General features: G+C 60.6%; 14 protein-coding genes. 5 read left to right on the forward strand and 9 right to left on the reverse strand.

The window, feature by feature from the left end:
• Nucleotides 1-104: 104 nt before the first annotated feature.
• The 4 genes from HBO41_RS18840 to HBO41_RS18855 form a co-directional block, all read right to left on the reverse strand.
• Complete coding sequence (locus HBO41_RS18840) at nt 105-2,288, reverse strand: xanthine dehydrogenase family protein molybdopterin-binding subunit (protein ID WP_017139319.1); 2,184 nt, start codon at nt 2,286-2,288, stop codon at nt 105-107.
• On the reverse strand, nt 2,285-3,274 hold the full coding sequence (locus tag HBO41_RS18845) for a xanthine dehydrogenase family protein subunit M (RefSeq protein ID WP_169987342.1): 990 nt from the start codon (nt 3,272-3,274) through the stop codon (nt 2,285-2,287). The genes HBO41_RS18840 and HBO41_RS18845 overlap by 4 nt, the downstream gene beginning before the upstream one ends.
• Complete coding sequence (locus HBO41_RS18850; protein ID WP_169987344.1) at nt 3,271-3,780, reverse strand: (2Fe-2S)-binding protein; 510 nt, start codon at nt 3,778-3,780, stop codon at nt 3,271-3,273. Before HBO41_RS18850 ends, HBO41_RS18845 begins: the two co-directional genes overlap by 4 nt.
• Nucleotides 3,781-3,876: 96 nt before the next feature.
• On the reverse strand, nt 3,877-4,320 hold the full coding sequence (locus HBO41_RS18855) for a DUF4879 domain-containing protein (protein ID WP_017139322.1): 444 nt from the start codon (nt 4,318-4,320) through the stop codon (nt 3,877-3,879).
• 209 nt (nt 4,321-4,529) lie between these two features.
• On the opposite strand from HBO41_RS18855, the gene HBO41_RS18860 reads away from it, so the two are divergent.
• Nucleotides 4,530-5,825 (forward strand): NCS2 family permease, encoded by a 1,296-nt coding sequence (locus tag HBO41_RS18860; RefSeq protein WP_017139323.1) that lies wholly within the window; start codon nt 4,530-4,532, stop codon nt 5,823-5,825.
• Nucleotides 5,822-6,901, forward strand: a complete 1,080-nt coding sequence (gene trmA / locus HBO41_RS18865; protein WP_017139324.1) for a tRNA (uridine(54)-C5)-methyltransferase TrmA — start codon at nt 5,822-5,824, stop codon at nt 6,899-6,901. The genes HBO41_RS18860 and trmA overlap by 4 nt, the downstream gene beginning before the upstream one ends.
• A 99-nt stretch (nt 6,902-7,000) precedes the next feature.
• Here trmA and HBO41_RS18870 read toward each other — a convergent pair whose 3' ends face one another.
• Both HBO41_RS18870 and HBO41_RS18875 read right to left on the reverse strand, forming a co-directional pair.
• Nucleotides 7,001-7,465, reverse strand: coding sequence for a DUF2442 domain-containing protein (locus HBO41_RS18870; protein WP_017139325.1), 465 nt, complete (start codon nt 7,463-7,465; stop codon nt 7,001-7,003).
• On the reverse strand, nt 7,462-7,890 hold the full coding sequence (locus HBO41_RS18875) for a DUF4160 domain-containing protein (protein WP_099547610.1): 429 nt from the start codon (nt 7,888-7,890) through the stop codon (nt 7,462-7,464). The genes HBO41_RS18870 and HBO41_RS18875 overlap by 4 nt, the downstream gene beginning before the upstream one ends.
• A gap of 417 nt (nt 7,891-8,307) precedes the next feature.
• On the opposite strand from HBO41_RS18875, the gene aroQ reads away from it, so the two are divergent.
• Together aroQ and HBO41_RS18885 are read left to right on the forward strand one after the other, a co-directional pair.
• On the forward strand, nt 8,308-8,757 hold the full coding sequence (aroQ, locus tag HBO41_RS18880; protein ID WP_017139328.1) for a type II 3-dehydroquinate dehydratase: 450 nt from the start codon (nt 8,308-8,310) through the stop codon (nt 8,755-8,757).
• Nucleotides 8,754-9,602, forward strand: a complete 849-nt coding sequence (locus HBO41_RS18885) for a shikimate dehydrogenase (protein WP_169987346.1) — start codon at nt 8,754-8,756, stop codon at nt 9,600-9,602. Before aroQ ends, HBO41_RS18885 begins: the two co-directional genes overlap by 4 nt.
• A gap of 184 nt (nt 9,603-9,786) precedes the next feature.
• On the opposite strand, the gene HBO41_RS18890 is transcribed toward HBO41_RS18885, so the two are convergent.
• Both HBO41_RS18890 and quiC read right to left on the reverse strand, forming a co-directional pair.
• Complete coding sequence (locus HBO41_RS18890; RefSeq protein WP_026013861.1) at nt 9,787-10,452, reverse strand: TetR/AcrR family transcriptional regulator; 666 nt, start codon at nt 10,450-10,452, stop codon at nt 9,787-9,789.
• Nucleotides 10,453-10,533: 81 nt separating this feature from the next.
• On the reverse strand, nt 10,534-12,435 hold the full coding sequence (gene quiC, locus HBO41_RS18895; RefSeq protein WP_099547608.1) for a 3-dehydroshikimate dehydratase QuiC: 1,902 nt from the start codon (nt 12,433-12,435) through the stop codon (nt 10,534-10,536).
• Nucleotides 12,436-12,645: 210 nt separating this feature from the next.
• Between quiC and HBO41_RS18900 the strand changes: the two genes are divergently transcribed.
• Complete coding sequence (locus tag HBO41_RS18900; RefSeq protein ID WP_017139332.1) at nt 12,646-13,980, forward strand: MFS transporter; 1,335 nt, start codon at nt 12,646-12,648, stop codon at nt 13,978-13,980.
• A 1-nt stretch (nt 13,981) separates the two neighbouring features.
• On the opposite strand, the gene HBO41_RS18905 is transcribed toward HBO41_RS18900, so the two are convergent.
• Complete coding sequence (locus tag HBO41_RS18905) at nt 13,982-14,860, reverse strand: DMT family transporter (RefSeq protein ID WP_017139333.1); 879 nt, start codon at nt 14,858-14,860, stop codon at nt 13,982-13,984.
• Between the last annotated feature and the right edge of the window lie 67 nt (nt 14,861-14,927).

A 14,927-nucleotide genomic window follows, 5' to 3' on the forward strand; every position in this document is an offset into this window, starting at 1 on the left:
TGCCTGCGATGGCGGTGTCTCAGCCAACATATGATTGGCTGACAGATAGCTATCGCAGGCAAGCCAGCTCCCACATTTTGATCTTCTGTGGTTCGAAGACCGGGTTACAGCACCTTATCCAACGTGACAGGAAACTCCCGCACCCGCTTGCCAGTGGCATGGTAGATCGCATTCGCCACCGCCGCCGCCACCCCGACAATACCGATTTCGCCCACACCCTTGGAGCCCAGGGCGTTGACGATTTCGTCGTGTTCGTCGACAAAAATCACCTCTATGTCGCCGATGTCGGCATTCACCGGGATGTGGTACTCGGCCAGGCTGTGGTTCATGTAGCGCCCCAGTTGATGGTCGACCTGGGTTTCTTCATGCAGGGCCATGCCGATGCCCCAGACCACGCCGCCGAGGATCTGGCTGCGGGCCATCTTCGGGTTGACCACCCGCCCGGCCGCAATAGCGCTGACCACCCGACGCACCTTGATGGTGCCCAGGTCTTCATCTACCTGAACCTCGACAAACACTGCCGAATGGGTCGCCGTCGCATAGCCTTCACGCTTTTTGTCCGGTTGGCTGTCAACCTGAACAGCGAGCACTTCTTCGCCACTGTCCTTGACCAGTTGTGCCAAGGACACACTCACATCACCGGTGTGCAACTGGCCGTCTTCAAAGCGCACCGTTTCTGCCGCTTTGAACACCGGGTAAGTCTGCCGGGCAACCGCCAGCAGCTTGGCGTTCAGCGCTTCGCAGGCCTGCTGCACGGCAGTGCCGACAGACGACACGGTAAACGAGCCGCCCTGCAACGGTGCCGTGGGTAACGACGAATCGCCGAGCAGAAAACGCACATCGGCCATCGCCACACCGCTGGTTTGCGCGGCAATCTGCGTCATTACCGTATACGTGCCCGTGCCGATATCGGTGGTGGCGCTGCTGACGGTCAATTGGCCTTGGGCATCCAACTGCGCCTTGGCGCTGGCCTTCATCTGCAGGGCCTCCCATACACCACCGGCCATACCCCAACCGATCAACTGGTTGCCATCACGCATGCTGCGCGGCTCGGGGTTGCGCTGGCTCCAGCCGAAGCGCTCGGCACCTTCGCGGTAACACTCGCGCAGGGCTTTGCTCGACCAGGGTTTGTCTTCGTTCTGGTTGCGCTCGGCGTAGTTGATCAGGCGCAGTTGCACAGGGTCCATCCCCAGGGCGCAGGCCAGTTCATCCATCGCACATTCCAGGCCGATCACGCCCAGCGCGGCGCCCGGCGCGCGCATGTCCATCGGCGTGGACACGTCCAGGGGAACCAGTTTGTAGGTCAATTGCACGTTGTCGCAGTGGTAGAGCATGCCGCTCCACTCCACCACATGTTCGCTGAAATCCTCGAAACGCGAGGTCTGGCCAATCGCTGTGTGGCCCAACGCCAACAGGCGGCCATTGGCAGCAGCGCCCAGTTGCAAACGCTGCAGGGTGCGCGGGCGGTAGCCGAACGTGAACATCTGTTGCCGGGTCAGGGTGACGCGCACCGAACGCTTGAGCGCCAGCGCTGCCATCACCGACAGAGGCAGTTGATACTGCGGGCGCAGGCCCGAGCCAAAGGCACCGCCGACGAACGCAGCGAAGATCCTTACCTGGCTTTTATCCAGGCCGAAGACTTTTTGCACATACGCCTGGCAGTTCTGCGGGCCTTGGGTCTTGTCGTGGATATGCAGGGTGCCGTCCGGCTGATACAGCACGGTGCTGGCGTGGGGTTCCATCGGGTTGTGGTGCTCGATGGGCGTGCTGTAGTGCATATCCAGGCTGACAGCGGCAGCAGCCCACTCGGCCTGGAAGTTACCGCGTGGCTTGGGCGGCGTTTGCGGCGATGGGTGCGCCTGTTCCTGCAGGGCCGCGAGGTCAGTGGCAAAAGCCTCGCTCGCGTATTCGATCTCGACCAGCGAAGCAGCGTGTCGCGCCAGTTCAAGGTTGTCGGCGATCACCAGGGCCAGGGGTTGGCCGTTATAAAGCACGCGGTCGTTATACAGCGGGCGAAACGGCGAGCCGTCGGCTGCATCGGCATCGGCGAAAGCCTCATCGTAGCTGGCGAGTTTGGGCCGGTTCAGATGATCAAGCACCCTGACCACGCCCGGCAGCGCCAGGGCTTTGGACGCGTCGATCCGGATTACCCGGCCCTTGGCAATCGTGCTTGAGACGACACTGCCATGCAGCAGGTCGTTGCCTGGAAACTCACCGGCATAACGCGCCTGCCCGGTGACCTTGAGCAGACCGTCAACGCGGTCCAGGGGTTTGCCGACGGCGGTCATGGGCGTTCTCCTGCGACAGCGGCGTCGCTCAGGGCACGGATGATTGCGCGGCGTGCCAGCTTGATTTTGAAACTGTTGTGTTCCAAGGGTTCGGCGTCTTGCAGCAAGGCGTCAGCGGCCTGGCTGAAGGTCTCGCGGCTGACCGCTTGCCCGATCAGCGCGGCTTCCACCGCGCGATCGCGCCAAGGTTTGTGGGCCACACCGCCAAGGGCCAGGCGCGCATCGACGATGGTGTCGCCCGCAAGCTCCAGCGCGGCGGCAACGGAGACCAGCGCGAAGGCGTAGGACGCACGGTCACGAATCTTCAGGTAGTGGCTATGGCTGGCGAGATGATCAGGCGGCAGTTCGATGGCGGTGATCAGCTCATCGTCGGCCAGCAGGTTGTCGCGCTCAGGCGTATCGCCGGGCAATCGATGAAAGTCGGCAAACTCGATCACCCGTGCGCCGCCACGCCCTTCTACATGCACCCGCGCCTGCAGCGCTGCGAGGGCGACGCACATATCCGAGGGATGGGTAGCCACACAATGTTCGCTGGCACCGAGGATCGCATGAATGCGGTTCAACCCGGTGCGCGCCGGGCAGCCGCTGCCAGGTTCACGCTTGTTGCATGGCACGCTGGCATCGTAGAAATAGTAGCAACGGGTACGTTGCAACAAGTTACCGCCGGTACTGGCCATATTGCGCAGTTGCGGCGAGGCGCCCGCCAGAATGGCCTGGGACAGCAATGGGTAGCGTGTCTCGATCAGCGGGTGCCAGGCCAGGTCGGCATTGCTGACCAACGCGCCGATCATCACCCCGCCGTCGGCAGTCGCTTCTACGCCATGCAGCGCCAAGCCAGTAATGTCGATCAGGTGTTCGGGGCGGCTGATGTTTTCTTTCATCAGGTCCAACAGGTTGGTGCCGCCGGCGATAAACCGCGACGTCGCGCTGCTCAGGTGCACGGCTTCCTTCACATCGGCCGGCTTGCTGTACTGGAAGGGGTTCATTGGTCACCTCCCAGCACAACGTCTTCAATGGCATCGCGAATATTGCTGTAGGCCCCGCAGCGGCACAAGTTGCCGCTCATCAGTTCCTGAATTTGCGCGGTGTTGTGGGCGCGGCCTTCATTGGCCAGGCCGACGGCGGAGCAAATCTGCCCCGGCGTGCAGTAGCCGCACTGGAACGCGTCACGCTGGATAAAAGCCTGCTGCATCGGGTGCAACTGGTCGCCGTCGGCCAGGCCTTCGATGGTGGTCACCTCGGCACCGTCGCACATCACCGCCAGGGTCAGGCAGGCGTTGATGCGTTTGCCATCGCGCAACACCGTGCAGGCGCCGCACTGGCCGTGGTCGCAGCCTTTTTTGCTACCCACCAGATCCAGCTGTTCGCGCAGCAGGTCCAGCAAGGTGGTCCAGGGCAACACCTGCAGCTGGCGGTCTTGGCCATTCAGGGTCAGGCGTATCGGGTGGATGACGAACGGTTTGGTCGTCGCGCCATTGGGGGTCGCGCTCATAAACACCTCACGGGTTGGTGCACTTCCGCGGCGTTCAGGAAAGTCGCCGTCTAAGGGCTACGACTTCCCGAGGTAGTGAGCGTTCAAGGGGATTGATCAGAGGATGTTGAACAAGAGCTTCAACGTGTTTTGCGGGCCATTGATCGAGATATTGCTGAATTCAAACCAGCCTTGGGCCTGGACATTCAAGTCAAACACATAGATGTAGCCCATCACAGTGCCTGCGCCGTTACAGACTTCGCTGATGTTGCCCACCTGACAGACCGGCGTGCGTTGCCCATTCAATTCGGCGCCATTGAAGCGCCCCATCGGGCTTTTGCCCAGGCCGACCTCCATCACCGAGACCTTGGTCGGCCCACGATGAGTACACATCTGGGTGGTCGTCACATCTGTGGGGATGGTTTCCGTGCAACGCGCCGACTCGACCTTGAACACCCGCACCTCGCTCAACGGCGGTGCAGCCGCGCCCCACACCGGTGCCACAAGCCCCAGGCCGATTGCGGCGAACAGAGCTAGACTGCTGGCGTTGGCTTTTTTCATGCTGAGAACGACCCTGTATTTAACGTCGGCGCAGTATGCCTCAAGGCCAGATTCGAGAATACGCAGCCTATCCGCCACATCGCGTCGGCTGCTGGTATCATGCGCCGCTTTTTCCGATCCTCTCTGAAACCACAGGCGCTTGGCGCAGTTTGTGCTTTGACTTAGAGGTCAACAAATAACGACGCAAAATAGCGTCACAGGGAGCCGGCATGCTGGAAAAGCTGTTTCAACTCAAAGCACACAACACCAACGTGCGCACCGAGATTCTCGCGGGTATCACGACCTTTCTGGCCATGGCCTACATTCTGTTCGTGAACCCGAGCATCCTCGGCGAGACCGGCATGGACAAGGGCGCGGTGTTTGTCGCCACCTGCCTGGCCGCCGCCATCGGTTCGACCGTGATGGGCCTGATCGCCAACTACCCGATCGCGCTGGCACCGGGCATGGGCCTCAACGCCTTCTTCACCTACACCGTGGTCCTGCACATGGGCCACACCTGGCAAGTCGCGTTGGGCGCGGTATTCATTTCGGCGGTGTTGTTCTTCCTGCTGTCGATCTTCCGCATCCGTGAGTGGATCATCAACAGCATCCCGCTGCCGCTGCGCTCGGCGATTGCCGCCGGTATCGGCCTGTTCCTGGCACTGATCGCCCTGCACAACGCCGGCATCGTGGTCAGCAACCCGGCCACCATGGTCGGCCTGGGCGACCTGAAACAACCGGCGCCGATCCTCGCTACCTTGGGTTTCGCGCTGATCGTGGCGCTGGAAGCCCTGGCGGTGCGCGGTGCGGTGCTGATCGGCATCCTGGCGGTGACCATCGTGTCTATCGCGATGGGGTTCACCCCGTTCGGCGGCGTAACCTCGATGCCACCGTCCCTGGCCCCGACCTTCCTGCAACTGGATATCAAAGGTGCGCTGGATATCGGCCTGGTCAGCGTGATCTTCGCCTTCTTGTTCGTTGACCTGTTCGACAACTCTGGCACCCTGATCGGCGTGGCCAAGCGCGCCGGCCTGATGGGCAAAGACGGCCACATGCCGAAAATGGGCCGTGCACTGATCGCCGACAGTACCGCCGCGATGGCCGGTTCGCTGCTGGGGACGTCGACCACCACCAGCTACATCGAGTCGGCTGCGGGTGTGAGTGCCGGTGGCCGTACCGGTTTGACCGCCATCGTGGTCGCCATCCTGTTCCTGCTGGCGCTGTTCTTCTCGCCACTGGCCGCCAGTGTTCCAGCGTTTGCCACCGCGCCGGCGCTGCTGTTCGTGGCCGTGCTGATGACCCAGGGCCTGGCCGAAATCGACTGGGATGACATTACCGTTGCAGCGCCCGTGGTGGTCACCGCCCTGGCGATGCCTTTCACTTACTCCATTGCCAACGGCATCGCCTTCGGTTTCATCGCCTGGACCGCCATCAAGCTGCTTTCGGGCCGCTACCGTGAGCTGAACCCGGCACTGGTGATCCTGTCGATTCTGTTTGTGATCAAGCTGGGCTGGTTCAACGCATGACTTTTGACGCCGCAAGCTACACCGTTCAACTGCAAGACAAGGTCACGCGCCTGCGTGACCTGTTGGCACCGTTCGACGCCCCCGAACCGCAGGTCTTCGATTCGCCGCTGCAGAACTTCCGCCTGCGCGCGGAGTTCCGCCTGTGGCGCGAGGGCGGTGAGCGCCACTACGCAATGTTCTCCCAGGACGACAAGCGCACGCCGATCCTGATCGAAGAGTTCCCCATCGCAAGCCAGCGCATCAACCAGCTGATGCCGCAACTCAAAGCCGCCTGGCAAGCCAGCGCGGCCCTCAGCCACAAGCTGTTCCAGGTGGAGTTCCTGACCACACTGGCCGGCGACGCGATGATTACCCTGTGCTATCACCGCCCGCTGGACGAACATTGGCACACGGCTGCGAACAAGCTGGCGGCGGACTTGAATGTCAGCATCATCGGCCGCTCCAAGGGCAAGCGCGATGTGATCGGCCACGACTACGTGGTGGAAAAACTCGACGTCGGTGGGCGCACCTTCAGCTACCGTCAACCCGAGGGCGCGTTCACCCAGCCCAACGGCACCGTGAACCAGAAGATGCTCAACTGGGCCTATGAAGCCCTGGGCGATCGCCCGGATGATTTACTGGAGTTGTACTGCGGCAACGGCAACTTCACCCTGCCACTGGCGACCCGCGTGCGTAAGGTACTGGCCACCGAAATCAGCAAGACCTCGGTGAATGCTGCCTTAAGCAACCTCGATGAAAATACAGTGGATAACGTCACGCTGGTGCGCCTGTCTGCCGAAGAGCTCACCGAGGCGCTCAACGAGGTTCGGCCGTTTCGCCGTCTGCACGGCATCGACCTCAAGAGCTACGAATTCGGTAGCGTCTTCGTCGACCCACCGCGCGCCGGCATGGACCCGGACACCTGCGAACTGACCCGTCGCTTCGACAACATCCTGTACATCTCCTGCAACCCGGAGACGTTGGCGGCGAACATTGCGCAACTGCATGACACGCACCGGATTACCCAGTGTGCAATGTTTGACCAGTTCCCATGGACGCACCATATGGAATCCGGGGTGTTATTGACCCGGCGGTAAACTGTGGGAGCTGGCTTGCCTGCGATGGCGGTAGGCCTGCCCTGCATCGGTCAACTGATACACCGCTATCGCAGGCAAGCCAGCTCCCACACTGGGTTTTCATGCATCTGTTGAATCACCGTTATCCAACGGCTCCTTGCGTGGCCGACCGCCCTTCTTGCCATTGGCTCGGGCGGCGGCGGTTTTGGCGGCGCTGCTCTTGCGACCGTTGCGCGACGCTACCAGGCTTGTTGCCAGGTCCATCAAGGGCTGGCTGGTGGCGATGAGCCCGGTGATCGAAACGTCCAGATCCTGCGCCTCACAGCACAGCGCCTTGCCGCCAAAGCCGACCTCCAGTTGCTGAAAGTCCTCCAGGGAAAACCCTTCGAACTCCGGCAACCCGGCTACAGGCAACATGACGCGGCTGCCGTCGCTGAAACCGATGGAAATGCACTCGTGTTCATAGCGCACATTGCTGGCATTTGCGTACAGACGTTTGAGCTTGCGCCCACGGGCGATAGCCTTGTCGACATCGGCGTCAGTGAGCGGCTTATAGGGTACGACTTTGGCTTTTACGATTTTCATAAATTAATCCCCACGCAATCTGGCGCTCTGACCAGATTCAAAATTGTTCTTTGCTCTACGACATCGTGCCGGGCGCTTGCGATGACATAGACACCACGTCGAATAACCAACCCTTGAACCAATTCACCAGCGTCCCAATCCCAGGAATGGTTCTCCAGGCAAACCGTTTGCAGTTTCTCCCACCAGATCCGGCGTGCACGCGCCAGGTAGTGCCGCTGCATGATCGCCTCGCGTAATTCCTTCAGGAGCGCAGTAGGCGGCCGCCTGCGATCCGGCTCTACATCCCACAACTCCACATCCCCATCCAGGAAGCTGAAACGAAAACGCGCATCCCATGCCTTGCCCCTGACATGAACGTGGGGCGGGCAGTGTTCATCCCGCAGAAGCACTGAAATCACATATCCCTTGTAAGCACCTACTTTCATCGTAACCCATCCGTTAGGTTATTTTCCGTCAGGTAACAATTTTCCGTGGCACCCGACAACCGGCTCCATCCTTGCGAAGCTGTTTCACAGATTAGTAACGACGAACAACCCCGCGAATGCGGGGTTGTAACCACTCATGCCGAGGGTTGGGACTACCCTGCCAACGCCCGCAAGTCCTGCTCGCTCAGCAACCCCGCGTAATACTTCAACTGAATCCGCGCCAGCAAATACGCATGCCGTGCGCTCGCCCAGTCCGGCATCGAGGTTGATTTTCAATTGATATCTAATCTGATGCTGTGCCGGTATGCCTCAGAATAAGCGTTCGATAATCGAACACATCAGCCGCCTTCAATTGACCAAATTAACCATCCAGTACATTTTATCCGCACAACCAATAATAAGTGTGGAGAGACCTTTATGCCGCCCATCGTGCTGGTGCTCAACGGCCCCAACCTCAACCTGCTCGGCACCCGCGAGCCTGCTACCTACGGGCATGAAACCCTGGCCGACATCGCCGCACTGTGCGGTCGCAGCGCGGAAAACCTGGGGTTGAAAATCGAATTTCGCCAGACCAACCACGAAGGTGAACTGCTCGACTGGATCCACGGCGCCCGCGCCCGTTGCGCCGGTATCGTGATCAACCCGGCGGCCTGGACCCACACCTCCGTAGCGATTCGCGACGCACTGGTGGCCAGTGAAGTGCCGGTGATCGAAGTGCATTTATCCAACGTGCATGCGCGCGAGGCGTTCAGGCATCACTCGTTTGTGTCGCCCATTGCCAAGGCGGTGCTCGCAGGCTTCGGCAGCCATGGTTATCACCTGGCGCTGGAACACTTCAGCCACACCCTCAAAGGATCCGCCCGATGAAACCGCGCATCCTCGCCGGCCTGATCGGCGCCGGCATCCAAGCCTCCCGCACGCCCGCCCTGCATGAACAGGAAGGCGACGCCCAAGGCTTGCGCTACCTGTATCAGTTGATCGATCTGGACGCGCTGCAACTGAACATCAACGCCCTGCCCGACCTGCTGGACGCCGCTGAATTGATGCGTTTTACCGGCTTGAACATTACCTACCCATGCAAGCAGGCAGTGCTGGCATTGCTCGATGAATTGTCTGACGAGGCGCGAGGCATTGGCGCCGTCAACACCGTGGTGTTCAAGGACGGCAAGCGCATTGGCCACAACACGGATTGCCTGGGGTTTGCCGAAGGTTTCCGGCGCAACTTGCATGACGTCGCGCGAGAACGGGTGGTACAGATGGGCGCCGGCGGTGCAGGCGCGGCGGTGGCCCATGCATTGCTGGCAGAAGGCGTGCAGCACTTGAGTATTTTTGACGTGGACATGGCCCGCGCCCGCGACCTGGTGGATAACCTTGCGCAACGTTTTGGTGCCGGTCGTGCCCAGGTCGGCACCCACCTGGAAAACGCTATGGCCGAAGCGGATGGCTTGGTGAACACCACGCCCATGGGCATGGCCAAGCTGCCCGGCACGCCGGTACCGCCTGCGCTGTTGCGAGCCGAATTGTGGGTCGCGGAAATCGTGTATTTCCCGCTGGAAACCGAACTGCTGCGCAACGCCCGCGCCCTGGGTTGCCGCACGCTGGACGGCGGCAATATGGCGGTGTTTCAGGCGGTGAAGGCGTTTGAGTTGTTCAGTGGCCAAACACCGGATGTGCAGCGAATGCTGGCGCACTTTCAGAATATGAATAGCTGACTGCCGAAACTGAATCAAAAAATGTGGGAGCTGGCTTGTTGTGGCGAGCAAGCTTGCTTGCGCTGGGGTGCGAAGCGCCCCCAAAAAAGCCGGAGACTGCTGCGCAGTCAGCGGGAGCAAGCTCCCTCGCCACAACAAACCAGCTCCCACACTGGTTGCATTCCAGATTGGGAATCGGGTGAATTCAAGCCTGCAAGTACCGCATCACCGACTCACAAATCATCTCCCGATGCCGCTGTTTAATCGCTTCATCGGACAGCTCGATCTGAAAAATCTCACTGAACGTATGGCGGTTGGACACCCGGTAAAAGCTGAATGAGTTGATCAGCAGGTGCACATCCAGCGGCTCCAGCCCTTCGCGAAACACTCCCATCTCGGCACCCCGCCGCAATGTGGCGCCCAGTGCTTCGAGGATGTTGCTGTTCATCGCCTTGATTGAATCCGAGCGCTTCACGTATTCCGCGTTGTGGATATTTTCGATGCTGACGATGCGCACGAAATCCACATTCTGGTCGTGGTGATCAAAGGTGAATTCCACCAGACGACGGATCGCCTCACGCGGCTCCAGGGCCGTGAGGTTCATGCGCGTTTCGGTGTTGCGGATATCGCCGTAGAGTTTTTCCAGCACCTCGACGTACAACTGCTCCTTGCTGCCGAAGTAGTAATAGATCATGCGTTTGGAGGTGTGGATACGCTCGGCGATCGCATCCACGCGCGCGCCGGACAGGCCCTGCTGAACAAACTCGACGATGGCTTCCTGCAGGATGTTTTCGCGGGTCTTTTCCGGGTTGTTCTTGCGACTCTTGCGCGGTGTGTCTGGCACGGCGGAGAGGTCGGGGGTCAGGGTCATGGTGCGCTCACGGCCATTTTTGTTGTGCAGGCGGCGATTATGGGCCGAGGCGCTTCCCGAAGGAAGCACCTGGCCCGGCCGTTATAAACGCGCCTGACGTGCCGCACCGCTGCGCGATTTGGCCATCGCCGCCAGGCGCACCGCCACGTTGGCCGCGCCATACCCGGCATAGCCGTTTTTGCGCTGGATAATCTCGAAGAAAAACCGCCCCTCAAAAGCCTCGGTGTACACATGAAACAACTCACCGCCCTGGGCGTCACGGTCGTACAACACGTTGTAGTACGCCAGTTCGCTGAGGAACTCATCGTCGAAATCAAACCGTGCGGCCAGGTCGTCGTAGTAGTTGAGCGGGATATCCAGTAACGGCACGCCGGCCGCTTTGGCGCGACTGACCTCTGCGAAAATATCCGCGCAGTCAAAAGCAATGTGGTGCACGCCCGAACCACGATAGCTCGACAGCGCGTGGGAAATTGCCGTGTTGCGGTTCTCGGAAATATTCAGCGGCAAGCGGATCGAGCTGCAACGGCTGCGCAACGCTCGGCTTTTCACCAGGCCATAAGGGTCGGGCAGCACCACTTCGTCATCGGCTTCAAAATCCAGCAGGCTCTTGTAGAACAGCACCCAACTGTCGAGGCTGTCGGCCGGCAAGGCCATGGCCATATGGTCGATACGCAGCAAACCGCCGCTGGACGCCGTTGCCGCCTGCAAGTTGAAGTCGGTGTCGTACAGCGCACCCTCGGCAGGGTCGACCAGATAAATCAGGCTGCCATCTGGCGCACGTACCGCCGCCAGCTCCAGCTCGTTAGGCCCGACCAGCCCGCGATACGGCTGGCCTTTGTAGGCCACGGCCCGCTCCAGCGCCTTGGCGCTGTCCTTGACCCGAATCGCCGTGGCGCACAACGACGGGCCGTGGGCTTCGAAAAAGTTGTGGGCAAACGAATAGGGTTCACAGTTGAGGATCAGGTTGATATCACCCTGACGCAGCAGGCTCACGCTCTTGGAACGGTGCTGGCCCGCCTTGACGAACCCCAGGCGCTCCAGCCAGTGGGTCAGCTTGGCGCCGAGGCTTTCGTCCACGGCAAACTCGAGGAATTCGATGCCGTTGTATTCGCTGGCTGCCGGGGTATCAAACAGAATCTCGACGGGCTGAGCCGGCGCCTCCTGCTTGAGGCGTTCACGGGTTTTCTCTTCCAGGTACAGCAGCGAACGCAAGCCATCCGCCGCATTCGCGCGGGTGGGTGCGGCGCGGAAACCGTCGTTGAAAATCTCCAGGGACAACGGCCCGGTGTAGCCACTTTTGATGATCGGCGCGAGAAAACCTGCCAGGTCAAATTCGCCCTGCCCCGGAAAACAGCGGAAATGCCGGCTCCACTCCAGCACATCCATGGCCAGGACCGGCGCGTCGGCCATTTGCACAAAGAAGATCTTGTCGCCGGGAATGTCGGCGATGCCGCTAGGATCGCCCTTGAGCGACAGCGTGTGGAAGCTGTCGAGCAACACGCCCAGGTTTGGATGATCGACCTGGCGCACCAGGTTCCACACCTGCTGCCAGGTGTTCACATGTTTGCCCCAGGCCAGTGCTTCATAACCAATGCGCAAACCACGGCGGCCAGCGTGCTCGGCCAGCAAGCTGAGGTCATCGAGCAAAATGCGCTCATCGCCCACGCAATCCGCCGAAGCATTGCTGCACACCAGCACCAGGTCGGTGCCCAGCTCCTGCATCAAATCGAATTTGCGTTCGGCGCGCTCCAGGTTGCGCGCCAGCCGGTCGCGGCGGCATCCTTCAAAGTCGCGAAACGGCTGGAACAAGGTGATGGCAATGCCCAGGTCGGCGCACATCTGCCTAACTTCCCGCGGGCTGCCGTCGTAATACAACAGGTCGTTCTCGAAGATCTCAACCCCGTCGAACCCGGCAGCGGCGATGGCTTCGAGCTTCTCCGGCAAGGTGCCGCTCAAGGAAACAGTGGCAATGGAACGTTGCATGGGCGACTCCCGGCAGTTTTTATTTGCAGCAAATTATTGGCCCCTAGCCTACACCCAGCAATTAAAATGTACGAACCGGTTAGTTTTTCGTGCGATTACCGAACACTATGCCCTGTTGGCGAATTGACGACTTTTTAACCACTGCGCACCATCGAACCTGCACCAAGACCCAGAACACACCATAAAAATTTCAAAAACGGGTACGACCTCATGCCTTCGCAAAACTCCGCTCTGGCCGCGCGCCCGGGCAACCCGCACGCCGGCATCGGCGACAAGATCCGTGGCGCCATGGCCGTGGGTAAAACGCGCTGGGGCATGCTGGCCCTGGTGTTCTTCGCCACCACCCTGAACTACATCGACCGCGCCGCCCTGGGCGTGATGCAACCGATCCTGGCCAAAGAGATGAGCTGGACGGCGATGGACTACGCCAACATCAACTTCTGGTTCCAGGTGGGTTATGCCATCGGTTTTGTGCTGCAAGGCCGGCTGATTGACCGTGTGGGCGTCAAGCGCGTGTTCTTCTGCGCCGTGCTGCTGTGGAGCCTGGCCACCGGCGCCCACGGCCTGGCCACCTCGGCGGTGGGCTTTATGGTCTGCCGCTTTATCCTCGGCCTGACCGAAGCCGCCAACTACCCGGCGTGCGTCAAGACTACGCGTTTGTGGTTCCCGGCCGGTGAGCGCGCAGTGGCCACCGGCATCTTCAACGCCGGCACCAACGTCGGCGCGATGATGACCCCAATGCTGCTGCCGCTGATCCTGCACGTGTGGGGCTGGCAGGCGGCGTTCCTGTGCATGTCGGCACTCGGCGCGATCTGGCTGGTGTTCTGGGGGTTGAAGTACTACAACCCGGAAGACCATCCGACCGCCAAACAATCCGAATTGGACTACGTGCAACAGGAAGCCGAACCGGAGCAACCAAGCGTTCCGTTCAGCCGCATCCTGCGCATGCGCGGCACCTGGGCCTTCGCCCTCGCCTACGCGATGACCGCGCCGGTGTTCTGGTTTTACCTGTATTGGCTGCCGCCGTTCCTGAACCAGCAATACAACCTGGGCATCAACGTGACCCAGATGGGCATCCCGCTGATCATCATTTACCTCACCGCCGACTTCGGCAGTGTGGGTGGCGGGATCCTGTCGTCATTCCTGATCGGCCGCGGGATGAATGCGATCAAGGCGCGGCTGTTGTCGATGCTGCTGTTTGCCTGCTGCATCGTTGGCGTGATCATGGCTGCCGGTTCCAGCCAGCTGTGGGTTGCAGTGTTCGCCATTTCCCTGGCGATCGGCGCGCATCAGGCCTGGACTGCCAATATCTGGAGCCTGGTGATGGACTACACGCCCAAGCACATGATGAGCACGGTGTTCGGTTTCGGCGGCATGTGCGCGGCCATCGGCGGCATGTTCATGACCCAGGTCGTCGGGCACATCCTTACCGTGACCAACAACAACTACACCGTGTTGTTCACCCTGATCCCGGCGATGTATTTCATTGCGCTGACCTGGATGTACTTCATGGCGCCGCGCAAGATTCCCACAGTCGACGTGTAACTCACCGCCGCCGCTGCTGCCAGGCAGCGGCCAGCCCGCTCATGCAGATCACCCCGATGCCGACCACCGTGGTCACGTCGGGGGTATGGCTGAACACCAACCAACCCAACAATCCCGCAAACACGATCTGGCAATAGCCAAACGGTGCCAGCAAGGCTGGCGCCGCGAAGCGGAACGCCTGGGTCAGCATCAAGTGCGCGGTCATGCCGCAAGTGCCCAGCGCCAGCATCAAACAGGCATGCCACAACGTCGGGACCTGCCAGAAGAACGGCACCAGCGCGCTCATCACCAAGGTATTGCACAGCCCGGCGAAGAAGTTGCTGGTGGTCGGTGTGTCGTATTGGCTGAGGATGCGCGTGAGCAATTGGTAGAAACAGAAGAACATCGCCGAACACAGCGGCAGCAACACCGCAGGCGTGAACAACTCGCCACCGGGGTGGATGATGATCAGCACACCGACAAACCCGCAGATCACCGCCAGCCATTGGCCACGCGTGACGTGCTCGCCGAGCAAGGGCACCGACAGCGCCGTCACCAGGATCGGCGCCAGGAAGTTCACCGCCGTGGCTTCCGCCAACGGGATATAATGCAGCGCCGCGGTAAAAAACAGACTCGTGCCCAGCAGGCACAACGCCCTCACCACCTGCATGCCCGGCCGCTTGCTGCGCAGCACCCGCAAGCCGGATTGCGGCAGGAAAATCCCGGCCATCAGCAAGGTATGCACCAGGTAACGCGCCCACACCACCATCACAATCGGGTAGAACCCGGCCAGGTATTTGGACAAGGCGTCGTGGCTGGAGAACAGAAACGTCGCCAGCACAATCAGCAGGATGCCTTTGAAAGGATGGTTGACGCCGGAAAGCGGTGTGCTGACAGTCATTGAATTCTCTTGCATGGCGGGCTGAACGCATTTGCACTTAACCCGGTAATCTAGCAGCCGGGCTTGC

The organism is Pseudomonas sp. WS 5146 (assembly GCF_012985495.1).
Taxonomy (GTDB): domain Bacteria; phylum Pseudomonadota; class Gammaproteobacteria; order Pseudomonadales; family Pseudomonadaceae; genus Aquipseudomonas; species Aquipseudomonas edaphica.

What these genes read in the sequence shown, in the direction of transcription:
- HBO41_RS18840 (WP_017139319.1), bottom strand. Translation starts at nt 2,288, where the DNA reads ATGACCGCCGTCGGCAAACCCCTGGACCGCGTTGACGGTCTGCTCAAG.
- HBO41_RS18845 (WP_169987342.1), bottom strand. Translation starts at nt 3,274, where the DNA reads ATGAACCCCTTCCAGTACAGCAAGCCGGCCGATGTGAAGGAAGCCGTG.
- HBO41_RS18850 (WP_169987344.1), bottom strand. Translation starts at nt 3,780, where the DNA reads ATGAGCGCGACCCCCAATGGCGCGACGACCAAACCGTTCGTCATCCAC.
- HBO41_RS18855 (WP_017139322.1), bottom strand. Translation starts at nt 4,320, where the DNA reads ATGAAAAAAGCCAACGCCAGCAGTCTAGCTCTGTTCGCCGCAATCGGC.
- HBO41_RS18860 (WP_017139323.1), top strand. Translation starts at nt 4,530, where the DNA reads ATGCTGGAAAAGCTGTTTCAACTCAAAGCACACAACACCAACGTGCGC.
- trmA (WP_017139324.1), top strand. Translation starts at nt 5,822, where the DNA reads ATGACTTTTGACGCCGCAAGCTACACCGTTCAACTGCAAGACAAGGTC.
- HBO41_RS18870 (WP_017139325.1), bottom strand. Translation starts at nt 7,465, where the DNA reads ATGAAAATCGTAAAAGCCAAAGTCGTACCCTATAAGCCGCTCACTGAC.
- HBO41_RS18875 (WP_099547610.1), bottom strand. Translation starts at nt 7,890, where the DNA reads ATGAAAGTAGGTGCTTACAAGGGATATGTGATTTCAGTGCTTCTGCGG.
- aroQ (WP_017139328.1), top strand. Translation starts at nt 8,308, where the DNA reads ATGCCGCCCATCGTGCTGGTGCTCAACGGCCCCAACCTCAACCTGCTC.
- HBO41_RS18885 (WP_169987346.1), top strand. Translation starts at nt 8,754, where the DNA reads ATGAAACCGCGCATCCTCGCCGGCCTGATCGGCGCCGGCATCCAAGCC.
- HBO41_RS18890 (WP_026013861.1), bottom strand. Translation starts at nt 10,452, where the DNA reads ATGACCCTGACCCCCGACCTCTCCGCCGTGCCAGACACACCGCGCAAG.
- quiC (WP_099547608.1), bottom strand. Translation starts at nt 12,435, where the DNA reads ATGCAACGTTCCATTGCCACTGTTTCCTTGAGCGGCACCTTGCCGGAG.
- HBO41_RS18900 (WP_017139332.1), top strand. Translation starts at nt 12,646, where the DNA reads ATGCCTTCGCAAAACTCCGCTCTGGCCGCGCGCCCGGGCAACCCGCAC.
- HBO41_RS18905 (WP_017139333.1), bottom strand. Translation starts at nt 14,860, where the DNA reads ATGACTGTCAGCACACCGCTTTCCGGCGTCAACCATCCTTTCAAAGGC.